Source organism: Clostridium thermopalmarium DSM 5974, from assembly GCF_002995795.1.
Classification (GTDB): domain Bacteria; phylum Bacillota; class Clostridia; order Clostridiales; family Clostridiaceae; genus Clostridium_H; species Clostridium_H thermopalmarium.
In genome coordinates this window covers 1-26,230 of the sequence record NZ_PVXN01000001.1, presented here as the reverse complement: position 1 = coordinate 26,230, position 26,230 = coordinate 1, and the positions used below count along the sequence as shown (strand labels likewise).

Below are 26,230 nucleotides of genomic sequence, written 5' to 3'. Positions count from 1 at the left end.
TGGTAATTCCTATATATACCTGCTTATTAATTCTCTTCTTAACCAATCTAAGGCCCTCATCACTGTCATGTTCCTTATTCTCTGCCTATTTCCTACTAAATGCAGTTCTTTAGTTTTAACCTCTCCTTTTATATAAAGGCCTACATACACAAGTCCAACAGGTTTTTCTTTAGTTCCGCCTCCTGGTCCTGCAATTCCTGTTGTTGATATACCTATATCGCTTCCTGAAGAAAGAGCTGCTCCCTTAGCCATTTCTGCTGCCGTCTCACTGCTTACTGCTCCAAAGTTTTTAAGTGTTTTTTCCGATACATTTAATCTCTTAATCTTAGCTTCGTTACTATAAGTTATGAACCCTTCTTTAAATACTTTAGATATTCCTGGATAATTTATTATGGCTCCGCCCAAAAGTCCTCCAGTACAAGATTCTGCTGTAGCTATAGTTAAATTATTTTCAACTAGTATTTTTCCTACAACCTCTTCTAATGTAATATCTCCTTCTCCATATACTGAAATTCCAAGTCTTTCTCTAATTTCTTTTTCAACTGAAATGATTAGTTTTTTCCCTTCTTCTTCATTTTCTGCCTTAGCTGTAATTCTCAAAGTAACCTGACCTTCTTTGGCGTAAGGTGCAACTGTAGGATTTTTTGAATTTTCTAAAATATCATCTATAATTTCAGCTACATTACTTTCTCCTAGACCTATAACCCTAAGAGTTTTTGATACTAAAACACTATCTTGAAATTTTTTTAGATATGGAACCAGGCTCTCCTCAAACATAAGTTTCATTTCCCTTGGAGGTCCAGGAAGCACAGCTAATATCTTATTACCTTCTTCTATTATGCATCCTGGTGCTGTACCATTTTTGTTCTTCATTATAATTGCATCCTCTGGGAAAAACGCTTGCTTTTTATTGTTTTCACTCATAGGCATGTTTATTTTTTTAAAATAATCCTCTATTTCTTTCAATAATTCCTCATGAAGAACTGCTTTCTTTCCAAAATACTCAAATGCTACTTCCTTAGTTAAATCATCTTTAGTCGGTCCAAGTCCTCCTGTAGTTATTACTAGATCTGCTCTTTTAAAGGCTAAATCATAAGCCTGCATTAGCCTCTCTGCATTATCTCCAACTACTGATTGATGATATACCTCTATACCTAGTTCAGCTAATCTGTTTGCTATATACTGAGCATTAGTATTCACTATATTACCTAATAATATCTCTGTACCTACTGCTAATATTTCCGCCCTCATTATTTTTCCTTCTTTCCTCTTTTAAACATAACGCTTTATTCAATATTATACCAAAAAAACAATAGATATATATATAATCTATTGTTCAAAATACGACAGGAAACTCTCTTCATTATGCTATTCTGATTTTTTCATCTAATATAATAAGTTCGTAACTATATATTTTATCCTTTATAAATACGCTATTCTTAGCAACCTCATTTGCTTCTTTCAAATCCTTCACCTTAAATAAAAATGAACCTTCATTCCTATTGATGTGTCCTCCACCTATTAAATATTTATTCTCTCCATTATTTTTTATCCTTGTTATATGTGCTCCTATGCACTTTCCTTTCTTGTCCCTACCTTGAATAGAATAATTTACTCTAACAAAAAAACTGCCATGTTGTTGCATAAATGTACCCCCATCTATAAAATCGTGCAAATAACTACATAATTCGATTATATAGAACATTTGTTCGATTGTCAATATTTCTTTTCATTCATTTGAAAATATTTCCCTGACTTCTATTCCAGAAATCTTTAACAATCCTATCTATTTCTTTTGAATTTTTAAGAAGTATTAAGTTTCTCCATTCCCTTGGAAATAACTTATAGTAACTTGGATAAGAAAATCTCTCATCGATTAAGAGAACTACTCCCTTATCTTCTTCTGTTCTTATTACTCTTCCTGCAGCCTGCATAACCTTATTCATCCCCGGGTACATATATGCATATTCAAACCCCTTATTGTTTTTATGATTAAAATAATCCTTTATTATATTTCTCTCTAAAGAAATCTGTGGAAGACCAACTCCCACTATTATAGTTCCTATTAATCTATCTCCGGTTAAATCAATGCCTTCTGAAAAAATTCCTCCCATGACAGCGAACCCAATTAAGCCCTCTTTATTATCCTTAGAAAAACTATTTAAAAATTCTTCTCTTTCTTCTTCCATCATAAAAGAACTTTGACACAGAGTTTTTACATGAGAATTTTTTAGAGAATACCTTGTATAAACTTCATTCATGTACTCATATGATGGAAAGAACACTAGATAGTTTCCTCTCTTACTTTCAAAAATTCTTTCAATATCTTCTACGATTTTATCATAAGTAAACTTTCTCATTTTGTATGTCGTAGCTATGCTGCTATCCATCATTAAGCAGAGATTTTCCCTTCTAAAAGGTGAATTCAATCTTATTTTGTATGAATTTTCATCTCCTCCAAGAATATCAACAAAATAATCCATAGGCATTAGAGTAGCTGAAAATAAAATAGAAGCTCTTCCTCTCTTCATTCCCTCCTGAAGTAAAAGTGATGGATCTAGGCAGAATAATTTTAACTTAACCTCATCTCCAAGCTTCTCTGCATAAGTTACATATGTATCATCATATCCATCAAAAGTCCTTATAAAGTTTAGGACATTAAAGTAAAACTCCATAAGTTCATCTTTAAAATTTTCATTGCTATCTTTATTTTCTAAAAACCACTTTTCTGCATGAAATGAAAATTCCCTTAAAAGAGATATTATATCCTTAGGAGGTTCTTTATCTATATATGCATTGCCGCCGTTCTCCTCACACAGCTTTCTAAACTTAATCATCTCTGAATTTATCTTATTAAGAATTCTAGAAACTTCTTTAGCCTTATCTAATGTATCTTTTTTTAACTTCAATATTTCTTTTTTACTAAGTTCCGCAGAAAACATTTCTCTTGCTCTATCAACCAGATTATGAGCCTCATCAATTAAAAATGTAAAATCTGTAGTTCCTTCTAAGAAAAATCTTTTTAAATATACTCTAGGATCAAATACATAATTATAATCACATATTATGCAGTCCGAAAAATTAGCCAATTCTAAAGAAAATTCAAAAGGACATACTCTATGTTTTCTAGAATATTCTTCAACAATCTCTCGACATAGATTATCTTCCTTAAAAATATCCTTTATAGCTTCATTTACTCTATCAAAGTGTCCTCTAGCGTATTCACACTTTTCAGGATCACAATTTTTCTCTTCTTTAAAACATATTTTATCCTTAGCTGTAATTGTAAGACTTTTAATTCTAAGTCCTTTATTCCTCATTTTTTCTACAGCCTTTTCCGCAGCAGTTCTAGTTATAGTTTTTGCTGTAAGATAAAATATCTTTGAGGTGTGTCCCTCTCCCATAGCTTTAATGCTTGGAAAAAGCGAAGCTAAAGTCTTTCCTATGCCTGTAGGAGCTTGAGCAAATATTTTCTTTTCCTCAACTATTGTTTTGTATACAGCTACAGCAAGCCTTCTTTGTCCCTCTCTATAACTTTTAAACGGAAATAGCATCTCTACTATAGACCTATTTCTCTCTTCAACCCAACTTTGCTGCATCCTTGCCCAATCCATATATTGATCTACTAAACTATAAAAAAACTCTTCCAACTCTTTAAAGTCAAAGGTCTTCATAAACCTTTTAATTTCTTTTGTATCCATTTGATAATATGTAAGCTGAATACATATATTTTCTAAATTATTTTCCTTAGAATATATAAATCCATAGCACTTAGCTTGAGCCCAATGAAGCTCATTATAATCCTCTTCCACAAACTCTAAAGGAACTGTAGTTGTCTTTATCTCATCAATTATAATCCTATCCTCTTCCTCTATAATTCCGTCAGCACGTCCACCTACTTCTAAAATTATACCTTCATCCTCTATAGTATAAGAAAGTGCTACCTCACTCTTATATTCTTTAGGAGCTGATTTTTGTATTTTCTGATGCACCTTTATAGCATCCACGTTTCTAGAACTTCCCGTAAATGTCGAAACCAAATCTCCAGACCTTAGAACAAACTCCACAAGGTTTCTAACGGAAATCTTTATAATGGTTTTCTCTTCCATATTTTTTATCCTCTCGATTATGTATAGTCTATACTTAATTATAACTTATTTTTAAAATATATATGAATCAATCCAAACAAACCTACATACTCCTGCAGAATTAATTACTGATATACCTAAAGCATCTATGCTGGTTATTGTTGTTAAAGCTCTATTCCTAAATAATGTCCAATAATGATATAACGTGCCTTCATAGCACTATTTATTTATGAAAAAAACACATAAGATCTTTTTCAAAAATCCAATTATAAAATTTAAAATAACGTTTTAAAATAAATGTTTATATGATATTATTAAAATAAATATAATGGGAATAAAGTTAAAAAGTGTTAATCGAAATAATAATTAAGTATATATCAATATAAGGAGGTATAAATGCATGTTTAAAAATCGCTTAAAAGATTTAACCTCAGCTGAAAAAGTACAAACTTTACTTTTAGCAATTGGAGTATTAGTGCTTATTCCTGTAGCCTTTCCTTTATTCTCATTGGGATCTACTCAGATTACTTATTTACAAATAGTATCCTATTCATTTATGGGAGCATCATATTTATTTTGCATAATTAGACCATCTGCTAAATTTAAGGATAAAGTGATAAGTTTAATAATGTTTCTTTCAATTGTTTTTCTAGCTATTAATAAAATTCTTTTAAAGTGGTAAAAATGTTAAATCAAACAAAACTAATAGAAATATAAGATTTGCATTATAGAAAGCGTTGAACTAGCATTAGAAGCTTTCCTAAATGCAAATCCCATATAGAATCTTCAATAAAAATTGTCACAATTTACTTCTTAATCGTCCTTAATTCTATAAATATACACTGGCCTTATATCTTTATCCGTAAAGTCGCTTAAATACTGGTAAAGTGATACATAAAGTCTATTTTTCGTATGCTGAGCCATAAATAAATCATATATGCCTATTTTCCAGTTATAGCCTTTATCGTGTATAACTTGAGTATGGTATGGATATTTATTATCAGGACTACCATGTTGTATCACATCTCCTATATTTAATAAGGAAAATAACCTATCAAAATTGTCTAATGCTTGTTGAACTGTTATAGCAGTATATGCTGCAGCTCTATTGGCTCCTAAACCGTTTTCATTTCCCCAATGCCTTCTAAAATATCGTGCGGCTCTCCATGTTATAGATATATTAGTTAAATTTTTATGATCCTTTGTTTTGCAAAACCAAGAATCAATTTTATCCCATTTGCTGCCTACTTCCTCCATTCCTCCAGCTTTTAAGACTTGAGATACAAAGTTTGCACAATCATCTGTTTCAAAATATGGATACTGACTTATGTTAGGGGTTAAAGCATATTTTTCTGCATATTCCTTAGCTAACATTCTATCATAGTGTAAATTTGCTTTTGAGATAATATCATTTTCTCTATTATATTCACTCATAATATCCTCTAAAATAATTGTTATCATTATATAATATAAGATATAACTATATTTTATACCAAAAGATAAACCTTGTTGTATAAAAATTCATATTTTCGCATAAATTATACTTCATTATATTAATATATGTTATATAATAGATATAACATATATAGGGGGTGTAGAAATTGAAAATATCAATGAAATATGGTGAAAAGCACTTTGATTTAAATTTTGAACATAAAAATGTAAAAATCATAAGTAGTCTATCTTCTCCTAAATTAAAAAGAGAAGAAGAAATATTAAAATATGCTATTGAAAATCCAATCGATAGCCCAAGATTAAAGGATATAGTAAAACCTGATGAAGATGTGTGCATTATAGTACCAGATGTTACAAGATTATGGCAAAAACCATCTGTATATTTGCCTTATGTGATTAAAGAATTAGAAGAAGCAGGAGTTAAAGATGATAATATCCATTTCATCTGCGCATTAGGAACTCATAGAAAGCAAAATGAAGAAGAACATAAATTGATCATGGGTGAAGATCTTTTTAATAGGTTTGAAATTATAGATCATGACTGTAGAGATAAGGATAATCTCCAATATGTTGGTACCACATCTTTTGGTACTGAAGTGTATGTAAATAAATTAGCACTTCAATGCAAACACATTATCCTTACAGGCGGAATTGTCTTTCACGATATAGCTGGCTTTGGTGGAGGAAGAAAGGCCATATTACCAGGTATCAGCAGTTATGAAACTGTAATGCAAAATCACTCTCTTTCACTAAATCCAAATGGACCAGGAAGTAATCCAAAAGTTAGAACTGCCCTTATGGATGGAAACCCTTTTAGCGAGGACATGCTTGAAGCTGCTAAATTTGTAAATCCATCCTTTTTATTTAATGTAATACTAGATTCAGATGGCAATTTTACAGCTGCCGTTGCAGGTAATTATATTACCGCCCACAGAAAAGGCTGTGAAATATTGAAATCAATAGACAGCTTCAATATTAAAGAAAAAGCTGATGTTATTATAGCTTCAGCTGGTGGATATCCAAAAGATATAGATCTTTATCAAGCTTCAAAAGCCTTAAGCAATTCAGTAGAAGCTGTACGTGAAGGCGGAACCATAATTTTGGTTGCTCAATGTATAGAAGGATTAGGTCATAAAGATATGGAGCATATATTCTATAACTTTAAAAACAATGCAGAAAGAGAAAAGGAAGTTAGAAGAGAATATACAATTGCAAAGTTTTTTGCTTTTGTTATATGCGAAATGGCAGTTAAATACAATATAATATTAGTTTCTTCAATGGATCAAAAGGCTTTAGAATGTTGCAACATTAAAATTACAAACAATTTAGAAGATGCTATATATTATGCTAAAGATGCTATAGACAATGCTGATTTAATCTATTTAATGCCTACAGCGGGAAGTACATTACCTGTTCAATCTTAAAGTATAATTTTTTCATAAAAATTTAATAAACCTTATTGAATATTTATAAGTATACATGTATAATAATACATAAGATAATTGAGAGGGAGTTGTTTTTATGAAAAAGAATATATTAAATAAATTAGTTACATTAACGTTAATGACTGCCATGATATTTACTTTCTCAGCTTGTAGCAAAACTAAATCACCTATGGAAAGAGTTAAAGAAAATGGTACTTTAATAGTTGGAACAAGCGGTGACTATCCACCATATGAATTTCATAAAAAAGTAAATGGTGAAGATAAGGTTGTTGGTTTCGACATAATGATAGCTGAAGAAATTGCAAAAGACTTAGGTGTAAAATTAGAAATAAGGGATATGAACTTTGAGGGCTTATTAGGCGCACTAAAAAGCAACAAAGTTGATATGGTTATAGCTGGTATGAATCCAACTCCTGAGAGAGCAAAAGAAGTTGACTTCTCAAAGGTATATTATGTAGCTAAGCAAGCAGTTTTAGTAAGAGCTGAAGATAAAGATAAAATAAAATCTTTAGATGACTTAAAGGGTAAAAAAGTTGGAGTTCAATTGAGTTCAACTCAGGAAGAAATAGCAAAATCTCAAATTAAAGATGCTGAAATCAAATCTTTAAGCAAAATTACAGATTTAATTCTTGAACTTAAGAATAAAAAGGTAGATGCTTTAGTAGTAGAACTTCCTGTTGGACAATCTTATGCAGATAAAAATAAAGATTTATCCATGTCTGATATAGAATTTGATAAATCTATTTCAGAAAAAGGATCTGCTATAGCAGTAACAAAGAATAACCAAGAATTTTTAGATTCAATAAATAAAACTTTAGATAGACTTATGACCGAAGATAAGATTAATCAATTTATTGTAGACGCAAGCAATATGATTGAATAACATACTATAGAGTAACTTAGGAAAAGATAATGGCTAAGCCATTATCTTTTGTTAGTTAAGATCAATTGTTTATTTTTTGTTTTTTAGTTATAATTTTTCAATTTATAGGAGGGATTTATAATTGAACTTTAGTTTTTTAGTAAAATACTATACGATGTTCTTATCTGGTGTAAAAATGACCTTATTGTTAGCATTTTTAACAGTTTTATTTGGAACAATTTTAGGTACTCTATTATCTTTAATGAGACTTTCTAATAATAAGATACTTAAACTTATTTCTACAGCTTACGTAGAGTTTATAAGAGGTACTCCTTTAATGATTCAATTGTTTTTATTCTACTTCGGTATACCCGCTGCTTTAGGAGTAGAACTTCCTGAATTCCCATCTGCTATATTAGCTCTATCAATTAATAGTGGAGCATATGTAGCAGAAATAATAAGATCAGGAATACAAGCTGTTGATAAAGGTCAAATGGAAGCAGCTAGAAGCTTAGGTATGACTTATGCTATGACCATGAAGGAAGTTATCATTCCTCAAGCTGTTAAAAATGTTTTACCTGCTTTAGGTAACGAATTTGTTACAGTTATAAAAGAATCTTCTATAGTGTCGGTTATAGGGCTTACAGAACTTACCAGAACTTCTGATATCATAAGAGGAGTAACATATCTTTCATTTGAACCTTTAATAGTAGTTGCAGTTTTGTATTTTATAATGACATTTACATTGTCTAAATGTATTGGATTACTTGAAAGGAGGATGAAAACTAGTGATTAAGGTAAATAATTTGCATAAAAAATTTAATCACGTCCATGTTCTTAAAGGAGTAAACGCCCACATTAATAAGGGTGAGGTTGTAGTTGTTATTGGGCCTAGCGGCTCTGGAAAAAGTACATTTTTAAGATGCCTAAACTTATTAGAAACTCCAACTGAGGGCGAAATAATCTTCGAAGGTACTAATATTACAGATAAAAAGGTTAATATAAATCATTTACGTGAAAAAATGGGAATGGTTTTTCAGCAGTTTAATTTGTTTCCTAATAAAACCGTTCTTGAGAATATAACTTTAGCACCAATAAAGGTAAAAAAGAAATCAAAGGAAGAAGCAGAAGCTATTGCATTTAAACTTTTAAAGAAAATAGGTCTTGATGATAAAGCAAATAGCTACCCTTCTCAACTTTCCGGTGGTCAAAAACAGAGAATAGCTATAGCACGAGCATTAGCTATGGAACCAGATGTTATGCTTTTTGATGAACCCACTTCTGCATTAGACCCTGAAATGGTTGGTGAAGTATTGAATGTAATGAAAGAACTTGCGTCAGAAGGAATGACAATGGTGGTTGTTACTCACGAAATGGGATTTGCTAAAGAAGTAGGAGATAGAATCTTCTTTATGGACGGAGGAAACATTATTGAAGAAGGAACTCCGGAAGAAGTATTTAACAATCCAAAGAATGCTAGAACTAAAGATTTCTTAAGCAAAGTCCTATCTTAGGGGTATAGATTATAAAAAGGGGGTATAAATTATGAAAAGCAGATTTTTGGGGAAAAAATATTTAAATGATAACTCTAATCCTCTATCTTCAGCGGCTTCTCTACTGGGAGATAAAGATATTATTAATTTAAGCATTGGAGACCCAGACTTTATAACAGACAGTATCATAACTAATGCAGCTTTTAAGGACGCTTTAAATGGACATACTAAATACACAAAACCGTCTGGAGACCCAGAGCTTATAAAAGAGATTACTAAGTTTTATAAAGATGATTATAATATTGATGTGAAAGAAAATGAAGTAATGGTTACCGTAGGTGCTTGTCACGCAATGTATTTGGCCCTTAAATCTATTATAGATGAAGGTGACGAGGTAATTGTACCAGAACCTTATTTTACTCCATACAAAGATCAAATTGAAGATGTTGGAGGTAAAATAGTTACATTAGTGACAAATGAAGATGAAGGATTTAATATAAACATAAGTAGATTAAAGCTTTTAATTAACGAAAGAACTAAAGCAATTATAATCAATTCTCCTAATAATCCCACAGGAGCATGTTATGATAGAGAAACTTTAGAGGCCTTAGCTAAGGTAGCAATAGAAAATAATCTTGTTATTATTTCTGATGAAGTGTATGATGCCATTATGTTTAATGATAAAAAACATACATCTATCCTTTCAATGGAAGGTATGAAAGAAAGAAGTGTTCTCTTAGGAAGTTTTTCAAAGGGATATGCAATGACTGGATGGAGAGTTGGCTTTGCAATTGCGCCAGACTATGTTATTGATTGCATGGTTCAAATTAACGAAAGTGTAACTTTCTCAGCACCATCTATTTCACAAAGGGCAGCTATTTATGCTTTGAGAAATAGAAATAAAGTTCAACCAGCTATTGTAAAAGGTTTTGAAGAACGTATGATTTATACAGCAAATAAAATAAATGAAATCAAAGGCATGAAAGTATTAGATCCAAAAGGCGGCATCTATCTATTTGCTAATATAAAAGGTACGGGAATGACTTCAGAAGAGTTTTGTAAAGTTCTTTTAGAGAAAGCTAAAGTTGTTGTTGTATCAGGCACCGCTTTTGGCAAAAGCGGTGAAGGTTTTGTTAGAATAGCTTGTACTGTTAATATAGAGAAATTAGAAGAAGCGTTGAATAGAATGAAAAACTTATTTAATGTTTAATAAAATTATATTGTAATAAAAAAGAGTATTAGAACTTTTTTACTAGTGCTCTTTTTTTATTTTCTATTTTAAATTTTAATTAATTATTTACTTTTAATTTTTTATACTATATGGTATAATTTTTGCATAAATACAATATAATGTATTTATGTAAAAATTATTTCAATTATGGAGGTGGGCATCTATGCTTTCTATTCATTTTTTGCTAGACTTATCTATTATTTTATTGTCAACTAAACTATTAGGGCTTTTTACTAGAAAAATTCATATGCCTCAAGTAGTAGGAGCACTTTTAGCTGGTATAATCTTAGGACCTTCTGTTTTAGGAATGGTTCATGAAACAGACTTTATCTCTAAAATGTCCGAGCTTGGTGTTATTGTTCTTATGTTTCAAGCTGGTCTGGATACTGACTTTAACGAGCTGAAAAAGTGTGGAAAAGCCTCCTTTATTATTGCTCTAATGGGAGTTGTAGTTCCTTTAATGGGCGGGCTTGCAGTAGCTAGCTTCTTTAACAATGATGGAAACTTTTTTAATTTGAGTAATCAAAAACTTATTGAAAATATATTTATGGGAGTGATATTAACAGCTACATCTGTTAGTATTACCGTGGAAACACTTCAAGAACTTGGAAAATTAAAAACCAGCGCAGGAACTGCTATAATGGGAGCCGCTATTATCGATGATATTTTAGGTATAATACTTCTTACTATAGCAACTAGCTTTAATGATCCTTCTGTAAATATACTTTATTCATTAATTAAAATAGCTGCCTTCTTCTTAATATCTATTGTTAGCGGTATCATTTTCAGAAAAATTTTTATCTTTCTAAGCCTTCGCCACGGTCCTAAGAGGCGACTTTCTTTATTTGCTTTTTCTTTTTGCTTGATTTTGTCCTTTATTGCAGAAGCATACTTTGGTATTGCTGATATTACTGGATCCTACATTGCAGGAGTAATAATTTCAAATACTGTTCATTCAGACTATATTGAGAGCAAAATAGAGGTTTTATCTTATCTTCTTCTTTCACCTATATTTTTTGCTAGTATAGGAATTAACAATGATTTATCATCTGCTGGCAGTTCTCTACTGCTATTTACTGTAGTATTAACAGTCATAGCCATACTAACTAAGGTAGTTGGATGCGGCCTAGGTGCTAAGCTATGTGGATATGACAATAAATCTTCTCTTCAAATAGGAGTAGGAATGATTTCTCGTGGGGAAGTAGCCCTTATTGTTGCTAATAAAGGTTCTGCTATAAATCTACTTCCAAAACAATTTATAGGATCTATAATCGCTGTAGTTATATTTTCAACTTTAATAACTCCAATTTTATTAAAATTAGCTTTTAAAGAGAATATATATTTTACTCATAGAGCTGCTTAAAAAATTTAAAAACTATATATAAAGATGTAATTACATATGTCCTTCAGTGTGTAATCACATCTTTATATATTATACCTTCTCTCATACCTATTCTAAATATTTTCCTATAGTCCTATATTTATTATATCTCTTATCCAAAGTGCACTCTATATCTTCCATCAATTCATGAAAATTCACCTTTAAAAGTTCCTCTTTAATTCTATCAGCCATTAAATCTACATCTTTATGAGCTCCTCCTAAAGGTTCTTCTATAATTTTATCTATTATATTATAAGACTTTAAATCTTGAGCCGTTATCTTCATTACATCAGCTGCTTCTGCTACTCTTGAAGAATCCTTCCACAAAATGCTGGCAAAGCCTTCTGGTGAAAGTACAGAATATACAGCATGTTCAAGCATCCATATCTCATCTCCTACTGATAGTGCTAAAGCTCCTCCGCTGCCTCCTTCTCCTATAACAATTGATATTATTGGAGTTTTTAGCATGGCCATTTCCATAAGATTCTTAGCAATAGCTTCTCCTTGACCTCTTTCTTCTGCACCTTTCCCTGGAAAAGCTCCTGGTGTATCAATAAAACAAATTACTGGTCTCTTAAACTTTTCCGCCTGTTTCATAAGTCTTAAAGCTTTTCTATATCCTTCTGGATTTGGCATACCAAAATTTCTTTTTATATTTTCTTTTGTATTTCTTCCCTTTTGCTGTCCTATTATGGTACAGGGCATTCCATTTAGCTTTCCAATACCTCCTATGATACAAGCATCATCACCAAAATATCTATCTCCATGAAATTCTATAAACCCATCAAAAATTCTTTCTATATAATCAAGGGCTGTTGGACGCTCTATCATTCTAGACAACATAAGCTTATCCATAGGAGTTAGATTTTTATATTCGCTTTCCTTAAGCTCTTTTAGCTTCTTTTCAAATTCATTTATTTCAAGGGATAAATCTATATTTTTTTCTTCCGAAAATTTTTTTAATTCTTCTATCTTTTTACTGATTTCACTGATTTTCTTTTCGCACTCTAGCAAAAAAATCACCTCACCCTTAGGAGTGTATATCTAAAATTCTATATAATGTCTTCTTAAGCTCATTTCTATTTACTATCTTATCTATAAATCCATGTTCCAATAAAAATTCTGCACTTTGAAAACCCTCTGGAAGTTTTTGCTTTATGGTTTGCTCTATTACTCTTCTACCTGCAAATCCTATAAGCACTTGAGGTTCTGATAAAATAATATCCCCAAGCATGGCAAAACTTGCAGTGACACCTCCTGTAGTTGGATCTGTAAGCACGGCTATATATAAAAGTCCTTCTTCATTATGTCTTGCTATAGCTGCGCTTGTCTTTGCCATCTGCATCAGAGAAAACATTCCTTCTTGCATTCTAGCTCCACCTGATGCTGTAAATATTATAACTGGAAGTCTTTCCTTTGTAGCTCTCTCAATTGCCCGAGTTAACTTCTCTCCTACAACAGAGCCCATGCTTCCCATCATAAATTTACTATCCATAATTCCTATCACTGCATCTTTTCCATAAATCTTACCTATACCTGTAACCACAGCTTCATTTAATTCTGATGCCTCCTGAGAAGATTTTATTTTCTCAGAGTACTCTGGAAAGTCTAAAGGATTTAATGTTTTCATATCCCTATCCATTTCCCTAAAGGTCCCTGTATCTACAATTAAATCTATTCTCTCTTTGGCGCTCATCCTATAATGTTTTCCGCACTGTGGACAAATTTTAAAATTTTCTTCTAAATCTCTTTTATATAAGATTTTTCCGCAACCGCTGCATTTTATCCACATACCGCTAGGTATATTGGGGGTATTTTCCTCGTTATCTCTATCATTTACAGAATTTTTTAGAGTTATATACTTAGTCTTTTTGAACATAGGATTGAACTTAAACATAAAACCCACCTGCCTTTAACAACAATATTGAAGTTGTTGTTATAAAATGACCTAATATATTAAACCATAATAGGTTATATTCTAATTTATCTTTAATAATTAAATTCATCTTTTATAAATCCTGTATTATAAGCACCTTTTGTAAAAGTATCATTATAAAGTATCTTTAGTTGGAAATCTATATTAGTGCTTATACCTTCTATTACAAACTCCTCCAAGGCTCTTTTCATTTTGTTTATAGCTTCATTTCTATCTCTTCCATGAACTATAAGCTTTGCCAGCATAGAATCATAATAAGGAGGTATTTTGTAGCCTTGATAAAATGCACTATCTATTCTTATTCCACTTCCACCAGGTATATGAGTAATATTAATAGTTCCTGGTGATGGCATAAAGCCCTTTTCCGGATTTTCTGCATTTATTCTGCATTCTATTGAATGGCCTTTAAGCCTTATATCCTCTTGAGTTACTTCTAACCTCTCCCCAGAAGCAACCTTAATCTGTTCTTTTACTAAATCTATTCCTGTTACCATCTCTGTTATTGGATGCTCTACCTGTATTCTGGTGTTCATTTCCATAAAGTAAAAGTTACCTTTATTATCTAATAAAAATTCTATAGTCCCTGCTCCTTTATAATTAACAGCTTTAGCAGCCTTCACTGCAACCTCTCCCATTTTCCTTCTCAATTCTTCATTCATTACAGGACAAGGGGTTTCTTCTAAAACCTTTTGATTTCTTCTTTGTATGGAGCAATCTCTTTCTCCTAGATGTATTATATTTCCGTAGTTATCTCCCAGTATTTGAAACTCTATATGCCTTGGATTTTCAATAAACTTTTCCATGTACATACTGTCATCTCCAAAAGCTCCTTTAGCCTCTATCTTTGCCGTATCAAATACTTTTATAATCTCTTCCTTATTTCTTGCTATTCTTATACCTCTTCCGCCGCCTCCAGATGACGCCTTAATCATTACTGGGTATCCAATTCTCTCTGCTTCCTTTAAGGCATCTTCTAAGGTTTCAAGATTTCCCATACTTCCTGGAGTGACTGGAACTCCTGCTTGTATCATTATTTCTCTAGCCCTTGACTTATTACCCATATCTTCTATAGTCTTTACATCAGGTCCTATAAATGTGATATTGCACCCTCTACACATCTCTGCAAATTTGCTGTTTTCAGACAGAAATCCAAAGCCAGGATGAATGGCCTGAGCCCCTGTAAGAACCGTAGCACTTATTATGTTTTCCATGTTAAGATAGCTTTCACTTGCCTTTGCTGGCCCAATACATACAGCCTCATCTGCCATACTTACATGGATGGCATCTTTATCTGCTTCGGAATATACTGCTACTGTCTCAATTCCCATTTCTCTACATGCTCTAATTATCCTAACTGCAATTTCTCCACGATTAGCAATTAAGATTTTGTTAAACATATATTCCACCTACTTTCCTACTGCAAACATAATTTCAGCTTCTACTGCCTTTTCTCCATTAACAGTGGCTATTCCTTTTCCTATTCCAGCAGGTCCCTTCATCTTTATTATTTCAACTTCCAGCCTTAACACATCTCCTGGAACAACCTTGCGTCTAAACTTAGCCTTATTAATTCCTCCAAAATATGCTATTTTCCCTTTAAACTCTTCTTTGCTTAAAAGAGCTATTGCTCCAACCTGAGCAAGTGCCTCCACCATAAGCACTCCAGGCATAACCGGCTCCCCTGGAAAATGTCCTTGGAAGAAATATTCATTCATGGTTACATTTTTATATCCAACAGCCCTCTTGCCCTCTTCTAGCTCCTCTACTCTATCAACAAGAAGGAAAGGATATCTATGAGGAATTATTTCTTGGATCTCTTTTATACCAAGCATTTTTTATCACTCCAATCTGTATAATCAACCATTATAAATGGACAATTGTTAATTGCCCATTGTACATTGTTAATTTAATCTTAAAGTTTTCTAACTTTAAAAATTGTTTCTCCATACTCAACCATTTCTTCATTTTCTACTAAAATTTCAACTATTTCATAGTCATCTTCCGCTTCTATTTCATTCATAAGCTTCATAGCTTCTATTATGCAGAGTACATCTCCCCTTTTTACCTTATCTCCAACTGATACAAAAGGAGGATCCTCTGGAGATGGTGCTGCATAAAAAGTTCCAACTATTGGAGACTTTATAGCTATAAGATTTTCATCTTTTTTACTTATTACTTCTTCCTTATTTCTAAGGACACTCTCTACACTTACTTCGTCTAATCCACCGTCTTTTCTAACTTCTAATTCATTAACTTGTAAATTGTTAATATATTCTTGTTTAACATTTAACTTATCTTTTTCTAACTTATCAACTTGGCTTTCTTTTTTTAGCTTGATTTTAATATCATCTGCCTCTACTTCTAAAGATGTAAGCTTAGAGTCGCTCATAGTCTTTATAAGTTCTTGAATAGCTTTATAATCCATAACTCTACCTCTCATCCCATTTCTTTAAAACTATTGTTGAATTATGTCCTCCAAAACCTAATGAATTGGACATGGCATACTTTAACTCTTGTTTTCTTCCCTTATTTGGAACATAATCTAAATCACATTCCTCATCTGGAACCTTATATCCTATAGTTGGAGGTACAAATCCTTCTTCTAAAGCTTTTACACAGACAATAGCTTCTACTGCTCCTGCTGCTCCAAGAAGATGCCCTGTCATTGACTTAGTTGAACTTACTGGTACTTTGTATGCATAATCTCCAAATACAGTCTTTATTGCAGCAGTTTCAAACTTATCATTGTATGGTGTGCTTGTTCCATGAGCATTTATATAAGAAATTTCTTCTTCTCCTATGCCTGAATCTTTAATAGCCAGTTTCATTGCTCTTGCTCCACCTTCTCCATTTGGTGCTGGTGAAGTTATATGATAAGCATCACAAGTAGCTCCATAACCGGTTATCTCTGCATATATCTTTGCATTTCTCTTTAATGCATGCTCAAGAGATTCTAGAATTAATATTCCTGATCCTTCTCCCATAACAAAGCCATCTCTTTCCTTATCAAAAGGAATAGATGCCCTATTTTTGTCTTTACTTGTGCTTAAAGCTGTAAGTGATATAAATCCAGCCACTGATAGAGGTGTTATTGAAGCTTCTGCTCCTCCTGTAATTATTATATCTGATAACCCATTTCTTATATTATGAAAAGCTTCTCCTACAGCATGAGTTCCTGTAGCACAGGCTGTAACTATTGTAGTACAAATTCCTTTAGCTCCATATTTTATAGCTATATTCCCAGCTGCCATATTTCCTATAATCATAGGTATAAAAAATGGTGATATTCTATTTGGTCCTCTTTCTATTAACTTTTTATGTTGTTCTTCTATAGTGCTTATACCGCCTATTCCTGAACCTACAATAACCCCAAACCTCTCTCTATCAAGAGATTCTAGATCAAGCCCTGCATCCTTCACAGCCTCATCTGCTGCCGCCATAGCAAATTGACAGAACCTATCCATCCTTCTAACTTCTCTTTTATCCATATAATCAGCTGCATCAAAATTTTTAACCTCAGCAGCTAATTTAACCTTATAGTCAGTTGTATCAAAAGCTGTTATATTATCAATTCCGCACTTTCCTTCTTTGATGCTGCTCCAAAATGTATTTACATCATTACCTATAGGAGTAATAGCTCCCATACCTGTGATAACTACTCTGTTTTTCACCATAATTCACTCCCTGCTTAACCTTTAAAATCTATATATGCATTCCTCCATCTACACTAAGCACTTGACCTGTTATATAACTAGCGTCTTCTGAAGATAAAAAAGCAACTACGTTTGCTATATCCTTAGGTGTTCCAAGCCTTTTTAGAGGAATATTAGCCTTTATCTGCTCTTTTACTTTATCAGATAAAACTTCAGTCATATCTGTTTCAATATATCCTGGCGCTATAGCATTTACAGTTATTCCTCTGCTTCCTATTTCTTTAGCTATAGACTTTGTAAATCCAATAATTCCAGCTTTAGCAGCTGCATAATTTGCCTGACCTGCGTTTCCTGATAATCCTACTACAGAGGAAATATTAATTATCCTTCCACTTCTTTGCTTCAACATAACAGGTACAACATGCTTTGTGCAGTTGAATACTCCTTTTAAATTTACATTTATAACCCTATCAAACTCCTCTTCTTTCATTCTCATAAGAAGAGTATCTTTTGTTATACCAGCATTATTTACCAAAATATCTATTGAGCCAAAATTTTCTATAGTTTCATCAACTATTCTCTTAGCATCATCAAAACTGCTTACATCTCCTTTAACCGCTAATGCCTTTACTCCCTTTTCTTCGACCTGCTTAACCACTTCTTCTACTGAGTTTAAATCACTTCTATAATTTAAAACAACATTAGCACCAAGTTCTGCAAGCCTTAATGCAATTGCTCTTCCTATTCCCCTGCTAGCTCCTGTTATTATGGCATTTTTTCCTTTTAATATCATTTAATTTACACTCCTTTTAATTCTTTTACTGTCTTATTTAATGAAGCTAAATCTTCTACATTTAGAACCTTAACACTTCTATCTATCTTTTTTACAAATCCGCTTAGTGCTTTTCCTGGTCCTATTTCAACAAAAGTATTTATTCCATCCTTTATCATATTATTTACTATATCCTCCCATAATACAGAACTATATACTTGCTTTTTTAGCAGCTCTCTTATCTCGCTTTTATCCTTTATATAATCTCCTGTTACGTTGGTCATAGCAGGAATACCTATATCATTAATCTCTACCTTCTCAAGCTCCTTATAAAGTTTTTCTCCAGCACCCTTTAGCATAGATGTATGAAAAGGCCCACTTACTGAAAGGGGCATCACTCTCTTTGCACCAAGTTCTTTTGCTTTAGATGAAGCTGCTTCTACTGCTTTTATTTCCCCAGCAATAACTATTTGAGAAGGACAATTAAAGTTAGCAACTTCTACAATTCCTTCTGACTTTGAAGCAATACAGGCTTCCTTAACCTTTTCCCTATCTAAACCTATAATAGCTGCCATGGTGCCAACGCCCTGTGGCACTTCCTCCTGCATGAACCTTCCTCTTTTTTTCACAAGCTTTACTGCATCTTCAAAGTTAAAAACGCCGCTGTACACTAATGCAGAATACTCTCCAAGGCTAAGTCCTGCAGCTGCATCTGCTTTTATTCCACTTCTTTCTAAAGCCTTTAATAAAGCTATACTTGTTGTTACAACAGCAGGCTGAGTATTTTCAGTCTTATCCAATTCCTCTTTACTGCCTTCAAAACACAATTTGCTTATAGAAAACCCTAATGCCTCATCTGCTGCCTCAAAAACTTTTCTGCTTTCTTCTATGTTGTCATAAACTTCTTTTCCCATGCCAACATATTGTGCTCCTTGACCTGAGAATATAAAAGCAACTTTATTCATAGTAACCTCCCAATGTCACATTCTTAACTACCTGTTCTGCTTCAGTGAAAATTTCTTCTATTATTTCCCTGCAGCTTTGTTCTTTCTTTATAAGTCCTGCTATCTGTCCAGCCATAACTGACCCCATTTCAATATCACCATCACGGGCTGCTCTTGGAAGTGCACCTTTTCCTAATTCCTCAAACTTCTCTAATGAGAATTCTCCTTTTTCTAACAAACTAAACTCTCTTGTTAATTTATTTCTTAAAACTCTAACTGGATGTCCTGTAGCTCTTCCTGTAACCACAGTATCAATATCCTTGGCCTTAATAACTCTTTCTTTATAGTTTTTATGAACTGTACACTCATTTGCAACTAAAAATCTTGTTCCAACCTGAACACCAGAAGCACCAAGCATAAATGCAGCAGCAACTCCTCTTCCGTCTCCAATTCCGCCTGCTGCTATTACAGGAATATTCACTGCATCCACCACTTGAGGCACAAGAGCCATAGTTGTAAGCTCTCCTATATGCCCTCCAGCTTCACAGCCTTCAGCAACTACAGCATCTGCTCCACTTCTTTCCATTCTCTTTGCTAAAGCTACTGATGCTACTACAGGTATTACAGTAATTCCATGTTTCTTCCACATCTCCATATATTTCCCCGGACTTCCTGCACCTGTTGTTATAACTTTTACTCCCTCTTCGCAAACAAGCTTTGCTATATCATCTGCATTATCACTTAAAAGCATTATATTCACACCAAAAGGCTTATCTGTCATTTGTTTAGCCTTTCTTATCTCTTCTCTAACATAATCTACAGGAGCATTTCCTGCTGCTATAATTCCAAGACCCCCTGCATTAGAAACTGCTGCTGCTAATGAGCTGTCAGCTATCCAAGCCATTCCTCCTTGGATTATAGGATATTTTATACCTAATTTTTTAAATAAACTATTACTGCTCATACTTACCTCCTACAAAAAGAGACTGCTATGCTGCAGTCTTTAGTTTTTGATTGTTTATCCTATTAGCACTTTGATTCTATATAATTTACTAGATCTTCAACAGTCTTTAAGTTCTCAAGGTCCTCGTTAGGAATTTGTATATCAAATTCATCTTCAAGTTCCATTATTACCTCAAATATGTCTAGAGAATCTATCCCTAAATCATCTTGGAAATTTGATTCTAACTTTATTTCCTCTTCCCCTATTCCTAATTGTTCTGCCATAATCTTTCTAACTTTTTCAAATAACATAATAACGCCTCCCATATTTTATATAATTACCATTTGATTAAATGTGCTCCGAAGGTAAGCCCTCCACCAAAGCCCACTATAATGATTTTGTCTCCTTTTTTTAAAAGTCCTTTTTCATTCATTTCATCTAAGGCTATCGGAATGCTTGCCCCAGATGTATTTCCATATCTATCTAAATTTATATAAAACTTATCCTTATCGAGCTTCAACTTTTTAGCCACAAAATCAATAATTCTTAAATTGGCCTGATGTGGAACTATATAGTCTATATCATCTAAAGTATATTGAGTATCTTTAAGAACCTTACCTATACTATGGATCATTGCATTTATAGCAAATTTAAATACTTCTCTTCCTTCCATAGATAAATTACTTTTAAAATTTATATCAGTTTTGGAATAAGGATTTTTTAAAGGTACTGTACCACACTCTAAAAATTTGCCTCCACTTCCATCAGAACCTGTATATTGAGATATTAAGCCTATTTCTTCACTTCTCTCAAGAACAACTGCTCCTGCTCCATCTCCAAATAATACACAAGTACTTCTATCTTCCCAGTCAATTATCTTAGATAAAACCTCGGCTCCAATTACTAAAGCATTCTTACTTTGTCCTGTCTTTATAAACTGAGATGCAATCCCTACTGCATATATAAATCCTGTGCATGCTGCACTTATATCAAAACAAGTAGCATTAATAGCTCCTAGTTTTTCTTGAACCATACATGCTGTGGATGGAGTAAAGTTATCTGGAGTAGCAGTTGACACTATAATAAGTTCTATATCCTCTGGTTTTAATTTAGAACTTTCCAGCGCCTTTCTTCCAGCTTTTGCAGCTAGCTCAGAGGTATTTTCCTCTTTTGAAATTCTCCTCTCCCTTATTCCAGTTCTACTTTTAATCCACTCATTATTGGTATCTACAATCTTTGATAAATCATCATTTGTAACAATATTTTCTGGAACATACCTTCCGGTACCTATTACTTTAACTTCAAACATATTCCTATTCCTTTTCACATTGATTTTTTGTTAGATACTTATTTTTGAAGAAGTCATTTAATTTACTTAAGGCTCTTTCTAAAACTTTTTCTTCATCCTCTGATAAGCCTTCTATAGTAGCCTTAATCATATCAGAATGAAACTTTTCATGAACTCTATAAGCAAGCTTACCTGCTCTTGTAAGAATTATCTTAACTACTCTTCTATCTTTCTCATCCCTCTGTCTTTCTACGTATCCCTTTTTTACAAGATTATTTATAGCTGTGGTTAATGTTCCTACAGTTATTCCAAGATCAGCTGCCACCTCAGACATTGTTCTTGCTCTATACATACCAATAGCTTCTATTGTGTGAATTTCTGTCACGGATAAATCATTTAATTTGCCAGACTTTAAAGCAGTTTGTTCAATTGTCAATATTTCATTGAATGTATCTACTAGTAGTTCGTTTAGTATTTTCTTTATAGGTCTATCCATCACATATCACTTCTCTTTCTAACTAACGTCCATATTTACACTTTATTAAAACTTACTTCGATAATCAAATATTTTGATAATCAAAGTATATACAAAAAATAAAAAACTGTCAATCAATTTTTTAGGCTATGTTTTGACAAATTTCAAAACACAGCCTTATATAAAAATATTACTTTTTTAAAATCATATTTATATGCTCTATTCCAGCTTCATAATATTTTTCTCCAAAGGATTTAAAACCTAACTTCTTGTAAAACTCCTCTGCAGTAGTCTGAGCATGTATTATAATTTTCTCAGCTCCTTTGTTAAATCCTCTGTTAACAAGCATTTTTACAGCCATTTTCCCAAAATGTTTTCTTCTATACTCTTTTAAAACCGCAATTCTTCCTAAAAAGAAATTATCATCTTTTTTAAAAACTCTCCCTGTAGCTATAGGCTTATTATCTTCGTAAATTATTATATGTTCTGCAAAACTATCTATATCATCTATTTCTATTTCTTCAGGTACACTTTGCTCTTCTATAAATACTTTACGCCTTATACTTAGTGCATCCTCAATCCCCTTATTTCCATAAATCCATACAATTTTAGTCATGCTATACCCCCCACCTTATTTCATTTAAATTTGCATAATAATATAAACATATCACTAAATTATTCTTCCTTCAACATTTTATATATAATTAGACGGGTTTTGAGGCACACCGTTAACCCTTATTTCAAAATGAACATGAGGTCCTGTACTTCTTCCTGTGCTCCCCATATCCCCTATTAACTGACCCTTTTTAACTTGCTCTCCTTTTTTTACTCTTATAAGCTTACAGTGAGCATATGTAGTTTCTACACCGTTATTGTGGTCTATCTTTATTACATTTCCATAGCCCTCCATCCATCCTGCATAGGTAACCTTTCCATCTAAAGCGGCATAAATAGGAGATCCTTCTTTATTTGCTATATCTATACCCTTATGCATCTTTCCCCATCGCATTCCAAATTGTGATGTAACTGTTCCATCACAAGGTTTAAGAAACTTAATCTTGTTAGCTGAAACAGGATTATTTTTTGAAGCCTTTGCCTTTTTCTCTTCGAGTTTTTCTTTTTCCTTTTTTTCTTGTAATACTTTTAAAGTTTCTTTATTGCTCTCTAATATAATATTCTTTATATCCTCCTCAGGAGTTAAGTCCTTATAATCAATATGAACTTTAGTCCAAGTAAACTTATCTTTAAGCTTAAAATCCTTAAATTCTTTTCTTAAATCACTTTGAATTTTATTAACTTGGGTTTTGAATTCCTCTTTATCTTTTACATAAAAATTAATTTTATCATTCATTTTTATTTCGTAAGCATTTGGTCTGTAAGCTATGTAAAAAGACATACATATGACTATAGTGATTATTATAATTATATAGCTTAGCATTTTTTTCTGTTTATTGTCACAACTCAAATTTATAACACATCCTTTCACATTTTTCTAATATTCCCCATATCCCTAAATTTTAATCATATTTTTGTAATTTAATTTATCCTAAGTTTGGTATATAATATAATTTTAAAATAATTTATAAGCAAAACTCCTAACTAATTGAGAAAGTAACTACATTTTGTTATAATTAAATATTATATATACCATATATAGTGCTTATAAAAGGAAAGGTTGAGATTGCATGAGTACATTCATGTTTAAAAATACAAATATAGAATATACACCTATAAGTAACGTGTTCATAGATAAATTTATGCCTAAGGCTCGTGGAGAATATATAAAGGTATACCTTCTTGGACTTCGTTATTGCTTATCTGGCGAAATAGGAATTAATTCATCTAGTATAGCAACCAGCTTACATCTCCTAGAAAGCGATGTTATGAATGCTTGGAATTATTGGAATGATGAAGGTGTAGTAAGGATTAGTAAAATTGATAATATGGGGAACTTCTCCATAGAATTTTTAGATTTAAATGCTCAAAATATAGATTCTAATGATAAGATAAATCTTTTATCAGAGTTAAAAAATACGGCTATAAAGGATATGATGGAAGATATTCAAAAATTACTTGCTAGACCTCTTTCTAATAAAGAAATGACCATGTATCTAAGCTGGCTCAAAGATTACGATTTTACTCCTGAGCTGCTTCTTCTTTTAATTCAGTACAGTATATCTAAAGGAAAAACAGACTATAGATATATAGAAAAGATAGCTATTTCTTGGCATGACTCAAAAATAAAGACTGTAGATGATGCTCAAGCCTTTATTAAAAAACATGAAGATAAATGGCTTAAAATTAAAAAGATATTAAAATATCTGGGTGTTCAAAGTAATGATGTTATGAAACCCCAAGAGCAGATGATTGATAAATGGCTAAATGTTTATAAGTTTTCTTTAGAAGTCATATATAAAGCTTGTGATATTTGTTTTGAAAGGCTAAATAAGGCTGAATTTAAATATATTGATGGTATACTAAACAATTGGTTTACCAATGATATAAAAACTCTTGAAGATATAGAGAAAAAGGATAAGATAAAACCTAACTTTAAGAAAAATAAGTATAATGGCAATAATAAAAATGATTCCTTTAATAATTATGAGCAGCGCTCTTATGATTATGAGGACTTAGAAAAAAAACTATTAGGATGGGATGTTGATGATTAAGGGTTATCACTCTGAAATAATGGAGATGTATGAAAATATACGACGTGAAGAAGAAAGAGCTTTAAAAAAAAGAAAAGAAGAAATATACAAAAATATTCCAGAGATTGAAGACATAGATAAGCAAATAAACAAACTTTGCGTACATATTTCCATAAGCTCATTTAAACCTATAAAAAATCGTGAAGAATATTTGAAGAATCTTAAAGAACAGCTAACAGACCTTAGAATAGCTAAATCTGAACTTTTGGTGTCTCACGGATATGATATAGACTATTTAAATATGCAATACAGGTGCAAAAAATGTAAGGATACAGGATTTATTGGAGTTAATCGCTGTCAGTGCTATAAACAAAATTTAGTAAAACTATACTATAAAAATTCTGAGTTAAATCAAATACTAAAAACTAATAATTTTAATAATTTTAAATATGAGTACTATCCAACGGTACGCAGCGGCGATAATATAAAAAGCCCACGAAAAAACATAGAAGAAATAGTAAAAATAAGTATGTACTTTATTGAGACTTTCTCAAATTCTAAGGATAACCTTCTATTCTATGGAAACTCAGGTACTGGAAAAACATTTTTAACCCACTGCATAGCAAAAGAGCTTTTAGATAGAGGTATACTGGTTATATATAAAACTGCTGAAGATCTGATTAAAAATCTTAGAGAAGTCCGTATAGAAAATAATGCAGATATGGAAGACTTGCTTACAAATTGTGACTTGTTAATTATTGATGATCTGGGAACTGAGCAGATAAGTAATTTTAGTAAAACAGAGTTATTTAATTTAATAAATAAAAGGCTTCTAAAGGAAAAGAAGATGATAGTTTCTACTAACTATACTTTAGAAGAGCTGTCAAAGACTTATTCTGAAAGAATAACATCGAGACTTTTCGGCAACTTCACTTTATGCAAATTTTATGGTGAAGATATTAGAGTAAAAATGAATTTAAATAAAATTAAGTCACAAAATCTATAAGCAGAAGAGCGGAGAGTTTGGGCGCTGTGTTTAGTTTGGAAAAAACCTAAGCTCTCTAAGCTAACCTCCATTGTAGAAAACATTAAAGAAGCTTATAAACAAAAAACCTTAAGCGTTTTGCTTAAGGTTTTTTGTTTGGTGCTGGCACCAGGACTTGAACCCGGAACCTACTGATTACAAGTCAGTTGCTCTACCAATTGAGCCATGCCAGCTTATTTGGCGACCCAGAAGGGGCTCGAACCCTCGACCTCCGGCGTGACAGGCCGGCACTCTAACCAACTGAGCCACTGGGCCATGTTTTTGTGGTGGGCACAACAGGGATCGAACCTGTGACCCCCTGCTTGTAAGGCAGATGCTCTCCCAGCTGAGCTATGCGCCCACAAAATGGTGACTCCTAGGGGAATCGAACCCCTGTTACCACCGTGAAAGGGTGGTGTCTTGACCGCTTGACCAAGGAGCCATATTATGTTTTTTAATCTTTAATGGTGCTGGCACCAGGACTTGAACCCGGAACCTACTGATTACAAGTCAGTTGCTCTACCAATTGAGCCATGCCAGCTTATTTGGCGACCCAGAAGGGGCTCGAACCCTCGACCTCCGGCGTGACAGG

The 26,230-nt window shown here is 32.5% G+C and carries 27 protein-coding genes and 5 tRNA genes; 9 read left to right on the top strand and 23 right to left on the bottom strand.

The features are described from left to right. Positions 1–9: 9 nt before the first annotated feature. From CPAL_RS00160 to CPAL_RS00150, 3 genes are all read right to left on the bottom strand, one after another. Complete coding sequence (locus CPAL_RS00160; protein WP_061858567.1) at positions 10–1,251, bottom strand: competence/damage-inducible protein A; 1,242 nt, start codon at positions 1,249–1,251, stop codon at positions 10–12. Positions 1,252–1,363: 112 nt separating this feature from the next. Next, on the bottom strand, positions 1,364–1,645 hold the full coding sequence (locus CPAL_RS00155; RefSeq protein ID WP_061858568.1) for a hypothetical protein: 282 nt from the start codon (positions 1,643–1,645) through the stop codon (positions 1,364–1,366). Between the two features lie 88 nt (positions 1,646–1,733). Continuing rightward, positions 1,734–4,109 (bottom strand): ATP-dependent DNA helicase, encoded by a 2,376-nt coding sequence (locus tag CPAL_RS00150; RefSeq protein WP_106023826.1) that lies wholly within the window; start codon positions 4,107–4,109, stop codon positions 1,734–1,736. 379 nt (positions 4,110–4,488) lie between these two features. Between CPAL_RS00150 and CPAL_RS00145 the strand changes: the two genes are divergently transcribed. Beyond that, entirely contained in the window at positions 4,489–4,770 is a 282-nt protein-coding gene (locus CPAL_RS00145; RefSeq protein WP_061858570.1) for a hypothetical protein, read from the top strand. Positions 4,771–4,901: 131 nt separating this feature from the next. Here the strand turns inward: CPAL_RS00145 and CPAL_RS00140 are convergent, their stop codons facing one another. Continuing rightward, complete coding sequence (locus CPAL_RS00140; RefSeq protein WP_106023825.1) at positions 4,902–5,522, bottom strand: amidase domain-containing protein; 621 nt, start codon at positions 5,520–5,522, stop codon at positions 4,902–4,904. Between the two features lie 167 nt (positions 5,523–5,689). On the opposite strand from CPAL_RS00140, the gene CPAL_RS00135 reads away from it, so the two are divergent. The 6 genes from CPAL_RS00135 (at position 5,690) to CPAL_RS00110 (ending at position 11,937) form a co-directional block, all read left to right on the top strand. Then, a complete protein-coding gene (locus CPAL_RS00135) occupies positions 5,690–6,967 on the top strand; it encodes a lactate racemase domain-containing protein (RefSeq protein WP_242862634.1) in 1,278 nt (425 codons plus the stop codon). A gap of 97 nt (positions 6,968–7,064) precedes the next feature. Beyond that, positions 7,065–7,871, top strand: a complete 807-nt coding sequence (locus tag CPAL_RS00130) for an ABC transporter substrate-binding protein (RefSeq protein WP_061858572.1) — start codon at positions 7,065–7,067, stop codon at positions 7,869–7,871. 121 nt (positions 7,872–7,992) lie between these two features. Continuing rightward, positions 7,993–8,646 (top strand): amino acid ABC transporter permease, encoded by a 654-nt coding sequence (locus tag CPAL_RS00125; RefSeq protein WP_061858573.1) that lies wholly within the window; start codon positions 7,993–7,995, stop codon positions 8,644–8,646. After that, a complete protein-coding gene (locus CPAL_RS00120) occupies positions 8,639–9,364 on the top strand; it encodes an amino acid ABC transporter ATP-binding protein (protein ID WP_061858574.1) in 726 nt (241 codons plus the stop codon). The genes CPAL_RS00125 and CPAL_RS00120 overlap by 8 nt, the downstream gene beginning before the upstream one ends. A gap of 31 nt (positions 9,365–9,395) precedes the next feature. Beyond that, positions 9,396–10,553, top strand: coding sequence for a pyridoxal phosphate-dependent aminotransferase (locus CPAL_RS00115; protein ID WP_106023824.1), 1,158 nt, complete (start codon positions 9,396–9,398; stop codon positions 10,551–10,553). 184 nt (positions 10,554–10,737) lie between these two features. Next, positions 10,738–11,937: a cation:proton antiporter gene (locus tag CPAL_RS00110; RefSeq protein ID WP_106023823.1), complete on the top strand. Its 1,200-nt coding sequence runs from the start codon at positions 10,738–10,740 to the stop codon at positions 11,935–11,937. 87 nt (positions 11,938–12,024) lie between these two features. Here the strand turns inward: CPAL_RS00110 and CPAL_RS00105 are convergent, their stop codons facing one another. The 14 genes from CPAL_RS00105 to CPAL_RS00040 form a co-directional block, all read right to left on the bottom strand. Continuing rightward, entirely contained in the window at positions 12,025–12,969 is a 945-nt protein-coding gene (locus CPAL_RS00105; protein WP_061858577.1) for an acetyl-CoA carboxylase carboxyltransferase subunit alpha, read from the bottom strand. Between the two features lie 16 nt (positions 12,970–12,985). Beyond that, a complete protein-coding gene (gene accD / locus CPAL_RS00100; RefSeq protein WP_061858578.1) occupies positions 12,986–13,852 on the bottom strand; it encodes an acetyl-CoA carboxylase, carboxyltransferase subunit beta in 867 nt (288 codons plus the stop codon). A 92-nt stretch (positions 13,853–13,944) separates the two neighbouring features. Continuing rightward, positions 13,945–15,288, bottom strand: a complete 1,344-nt coding sequence (locus CPAL_RS00095; protein ID WP_061858579.1) for an acetyl-CoA carboxylase biotin carboxylase subunit — start codon at positions 15,286–15,288, stop codon at positions 13,945–13,947. Between the two features lie 9 nt (positions 15,289–15,297). Further along, positions 15,298–15,723 (bottom strand): 3-hydroxyacyl-ACP dehydratase FabZ, encoded by a 426-nt coding sequence (gene fabZ, locus CPAL_RS00090; RefSeq protein WP_061858580.1) that lies wholly within the window; start codon positions 15,721–15,723, stop codon positions 15,298–15,300. 80 nt (positions 15,724–15,803) lie between these two features. Continuing rightward, the gene (gene accB / locus CPAL_RS00085; RefSeq protein ID WP_061858581.1) at positions 15,804–16,316 is read right to left on the bottom strand and encodes an acetyl-CoA carboxylase biotin carboxyl carrier protein; all 513 of its coding nucleotides are present in this window, start codon (positions 16,314–16,316) and stop codon (positions 15,804–15,806) included. Between the two features lie 4 nt (positions 16,317–16,320). Next, positions 16,321–17,562, bottom strand: coding sequence for a beta-ketoacyl-ACP synthase II (gene fabF / locus CPAL_RS00080; RefSeq protein ID WP_082787881.1), 1,242 nt, complete (start codon positions 17,560–17,562; stop codon positions 16,321–16,323). A 31-nt stretch (positions 17,563–17,593) separates the two neighbouring features. Then, entirely contained in the window at positions 17,594–18,334 is a 741-nt protein-coding gene (gene fabG / locus CPAL_RS00075) for a 3-oxoacyl-[acyl-carrier-protein] reductase (protein ID WP_337954618.1), read from the bottom strand. 8 nt (positions 18,335–18,342) lie between these two features. Then, positions 18,343–19,281, bottom strand: a complete 939-nt coding sequence (gene fabD, locus CPAL_RS00070; RefSeq protein ID WP_061858584.1) for an ACP S-malonyltransferase — start codon at positions 19,279–19,281, stop codon at positions 18,343–18,345. Next, a complete protein-coding gene (gene fabK / locus CPAL_RS00065) occupies positions 19,274–20,224 on the bottom strand; it encodes an enoyl-[acyl-carrier-protein] reductase FabK (RefSeq protein WP_061858585.1) in 951 nt (316 codons plus the stop codon). The genes fabD and fabK overlap by 8 nt, the downstream gene beginning before the upstream one ends. Before the next feature lie 62 nt (positions 20,225–20,286). After that, positions 20,287–20,514 carry an acyl carrier protein gene (gene acpP / locus CPAL_RS00060; RefSeq protein ID WP_061858586.1) on the bottom strand — a complete coding sequence of 76 codons (228 nt, stop codon included), beginning with the start codon at positions 20,512–20,514 and terminating at the stop codon, positions 20,287–20,289. Positions 20,515–20,540: 26 nt separating this feature from the next. Further along, positions 20,541–21,512: a beta-ketoacyl-ACP synthase III gene (locus CPAL_RS00055; protein ID WP_061858587.1), complete on the bottom strand. Its 972-nt coding sequence runs from the start codon at positions 21,510–21,512 to the stop codon at positions 20,541–20,543. 4 nt (positions 21,513–21,516) lie between these two features. Next, the gene (locus CPAL_RS00050) at positions 21,517–21,987 is read right to left on the bottom strand and encodes a MarR family winged helix-turn-helix transcriptional regulator (protein WP_061858599.1); all 471 of its coding nucleotides are present in this window, start codon (positions 21,985–21,987) and stop codon (positions 21,517–21,519) included. 169 nt (positions 21,988–22,156) lie between these two features. Beyond that, positions 22,157–22,582 carry a GNAT family N-acetyltransferase gene (locus CPAL_RS00045; protein WP_106023822.1) on the bottom strand — a complete coding sequence of 142 codons (426 nt, stop codon included), beginning with the start codon at positions 22,580–22,582 and terminating at the stop codon, positions 22,157–22,159. Between the two features lie 78 nt (positions 22,583–22,660). Further along, positions 22,661–23,431, bottom strand: coding sequence for a M23 family metallopeptidase (locus CPAL_RS00040; RefSeq protein WP_242862635.1), 771 nt, complete (start codon positions 23,429–23,431; stop codon positions 22,661–22,663). A gap of 220 nt (positions 23,432–23,651) precedes the next feature. Between CPAL_RS00040 and CPAL_RS00035 the strand changes: the two genes are divergently transcribed. After that, entirely contained in the window at positions 23,652–24,635 is a 984-nt protein-coding gene (locus tag CPAL_RS00035) for a DnaD domain protein (RefSeq protein ID WP_061858590.1), read from the top strand. Further along, the gene (locus tag CPAL_RS00030) at positions 24,628–25,620 is read left to right on the top strand and encodes an ATP-binding protein (protein ID WP_061858591.1); all 993 of its coding nucleotides are present in this window, start codon (positions 24,628–24,630) and stop codon (positions 25,618–25,620) included. Before CPAL_RS00035 ends, CPAL_RS00030 begins: the two co-directional genes overlap by 8 nt. A 136-nt stretch (positions 25,621–25,756) precedes the next feature. Here CPAL_RS00030 and CPAL_RS00025 read toward each other — a convergent pair. The 5 genes from CPAL_RS00025 to CPAL_RS00005 form a co-directional block, all read right to left on the bottom strand. Then, positions 25,757–25,832: transfer RNA gene (locus CPAL_RS00025), tRNA-Thr, on the bottom strand. A gap of 5 nt (positions 25,833–25,837) precedes the next feature. Next, a tRNA-Asp gene (locus CPAL_RS00020) sits at positions 25,838–25,914 on the bottom strand. A gap of 9 nt (positions 25,915–25,923) precedes the next feature. Beyond that, a tRNA-Val gene (locus tag CPAL_RS00015) sits at positions 25,924–25,999 on the bottom strand. Between the two features lie 6 nt (positions 26,000–26,005). Continuing rightward, positions 26,006–26,080, bottom strand: a tRNA-Glu gene (locus tag CPAL_RS00010). 23 nt (positions 26,081–26,103) lie between these two features. Further along, positions 26,104–26,179, bottom strand: a tRNA-Thr gene (locus CPAL_RS00005). Positions 26,180–26,230: the final 51 nt, after the last annotated feature.

Coding starts and splice junctions, on each gene's coding strand:
- CPAL_RS00160 (WP_061858567.1), bottom strand. CDS start 1,251: ATGAGGGCGGAAATATTAGCAGTAGGTACAGAGATATTATTAGGTAAT.
- CPAL_RS00155 (WP_061858568.1), bottom strand. CDS start 1,645: ATGCAACAACATGGCAGTTTTTTTGTTAGAGTAAATTATTCTATTCAA.
- CPAL_RS00150 (WP_106023826.1), bottom strand. CDS start 4,109: ATGGAAGAGAAAACCATTATAAAGATTTCCGTTAGAAACCTTGTGGAG.
- CPAL_RS00145 (WP_061858570.1), top strand. CDS start 4,489: ATGTTTAAAAATCGCTTAAAAGATTTAACCTCAGCTGAAAAAGTACAA.
- CPAL_RS00140 (WP_106023825.1), bottom strand. CDS start 5,522: ATGAGTGAATATAATAGAGAAAATGATATTATCTCAAAAGCAAATTTA.
- CPAL_RS00130 (WP_061858572.1), top strand. CDS start 7,065: ATGAAAAAGAATATATTAAATAAATTAGTTACATTAACGTTAATGACT.
- CPAL_RS00115 (WP_106023824.1), top strand. CDS start 9,396: ATGAAAAGCAGATTTTTGGGGAAAAAATATTTAAATGATAACTCTAAT.
- CPAL_RS00110 (WP_106023823.1), top strand. CDS start 10,738: ATGCTTTCTATTCATTTTTTGCTAGACTTATCTATTATTTTATTGTCA.
- accD (WP_061858578.1), bottom strand. CDS start 13,852: ATGTTTAAGTTCAATCCTATGTTCAAAAAGACTAAGTATATAACTCTA.
- CPAL_RS00095 (WP_061858579.1), bottom strand. CDS start 15,288: ATGTTTAACAAAATCTTAATTGCTAATCGTGGAGAAATTGCAGTTAGG.
- fabZ (WP_061858580.1), bottom strand. CDS start 15,723: ATGCTTGGTATAAAAGAGATCCAAGAAATAATTCCTCATAGATATCCT.
- accB (WP_061858581.1), bottom strand. CDS start 16,316: ATGGATTATAAAGCTATTCAAGAACTTATAAAGACTATGAGCGACTCT.
- fabD (WP_061858584.1), bottom strand. CDS start 19,281: ATGAATAAAGTTGCTTTTATATTCTCAGGTCAAGGAGCACAATATGTT.
- fabK (WP_061858585.1), bottom strand. CDS start 20,224: ATGAGCAGTAATAGTTTATTTAAAAAATTAGGTATAAAATATCCTATA.
- acpP (WP_061858586.1), bottom strand. CDS start 20,514: ATGTTATTTGAAAAAGTTAGAAAGATTATGGCAGAACAATTAGGAATA.
- CPAL_RS00055 (WP_061858587.1), bottom strand. CDS start 21,512: ATGTTTGAAGTTAAAGTAATAGGTACCGGAAGGTATGTTCCAGAAAAT.
- CPAL_RS00050 (WP_061858599.1), bottom strand. CDS start 21,987: ATGGATAGACCTATAAAGAAAATACTAAACGAACTACTAGTAGATACA.
- CPAL_RS00045 (WP_106023822.1), bottom strand. CDS start 22,582: ATGACTAAAATTGTATGGATTTATGGAAATAAGGGGATTGAGGATGCA.
- CPAL_RS00035 (WP_061858590.1), top strand. CDS start 23,652: ATGAGTACATTCATGTTTAAAAATACAAATATAGAATATACACCTATA.
- CPAL_RS00030 (WP_061858591.1), top strand. CDS start 24,628: ATGATTAAGGGTTATCACTCTGAAATAATGGAGATGTATGAAAATATA.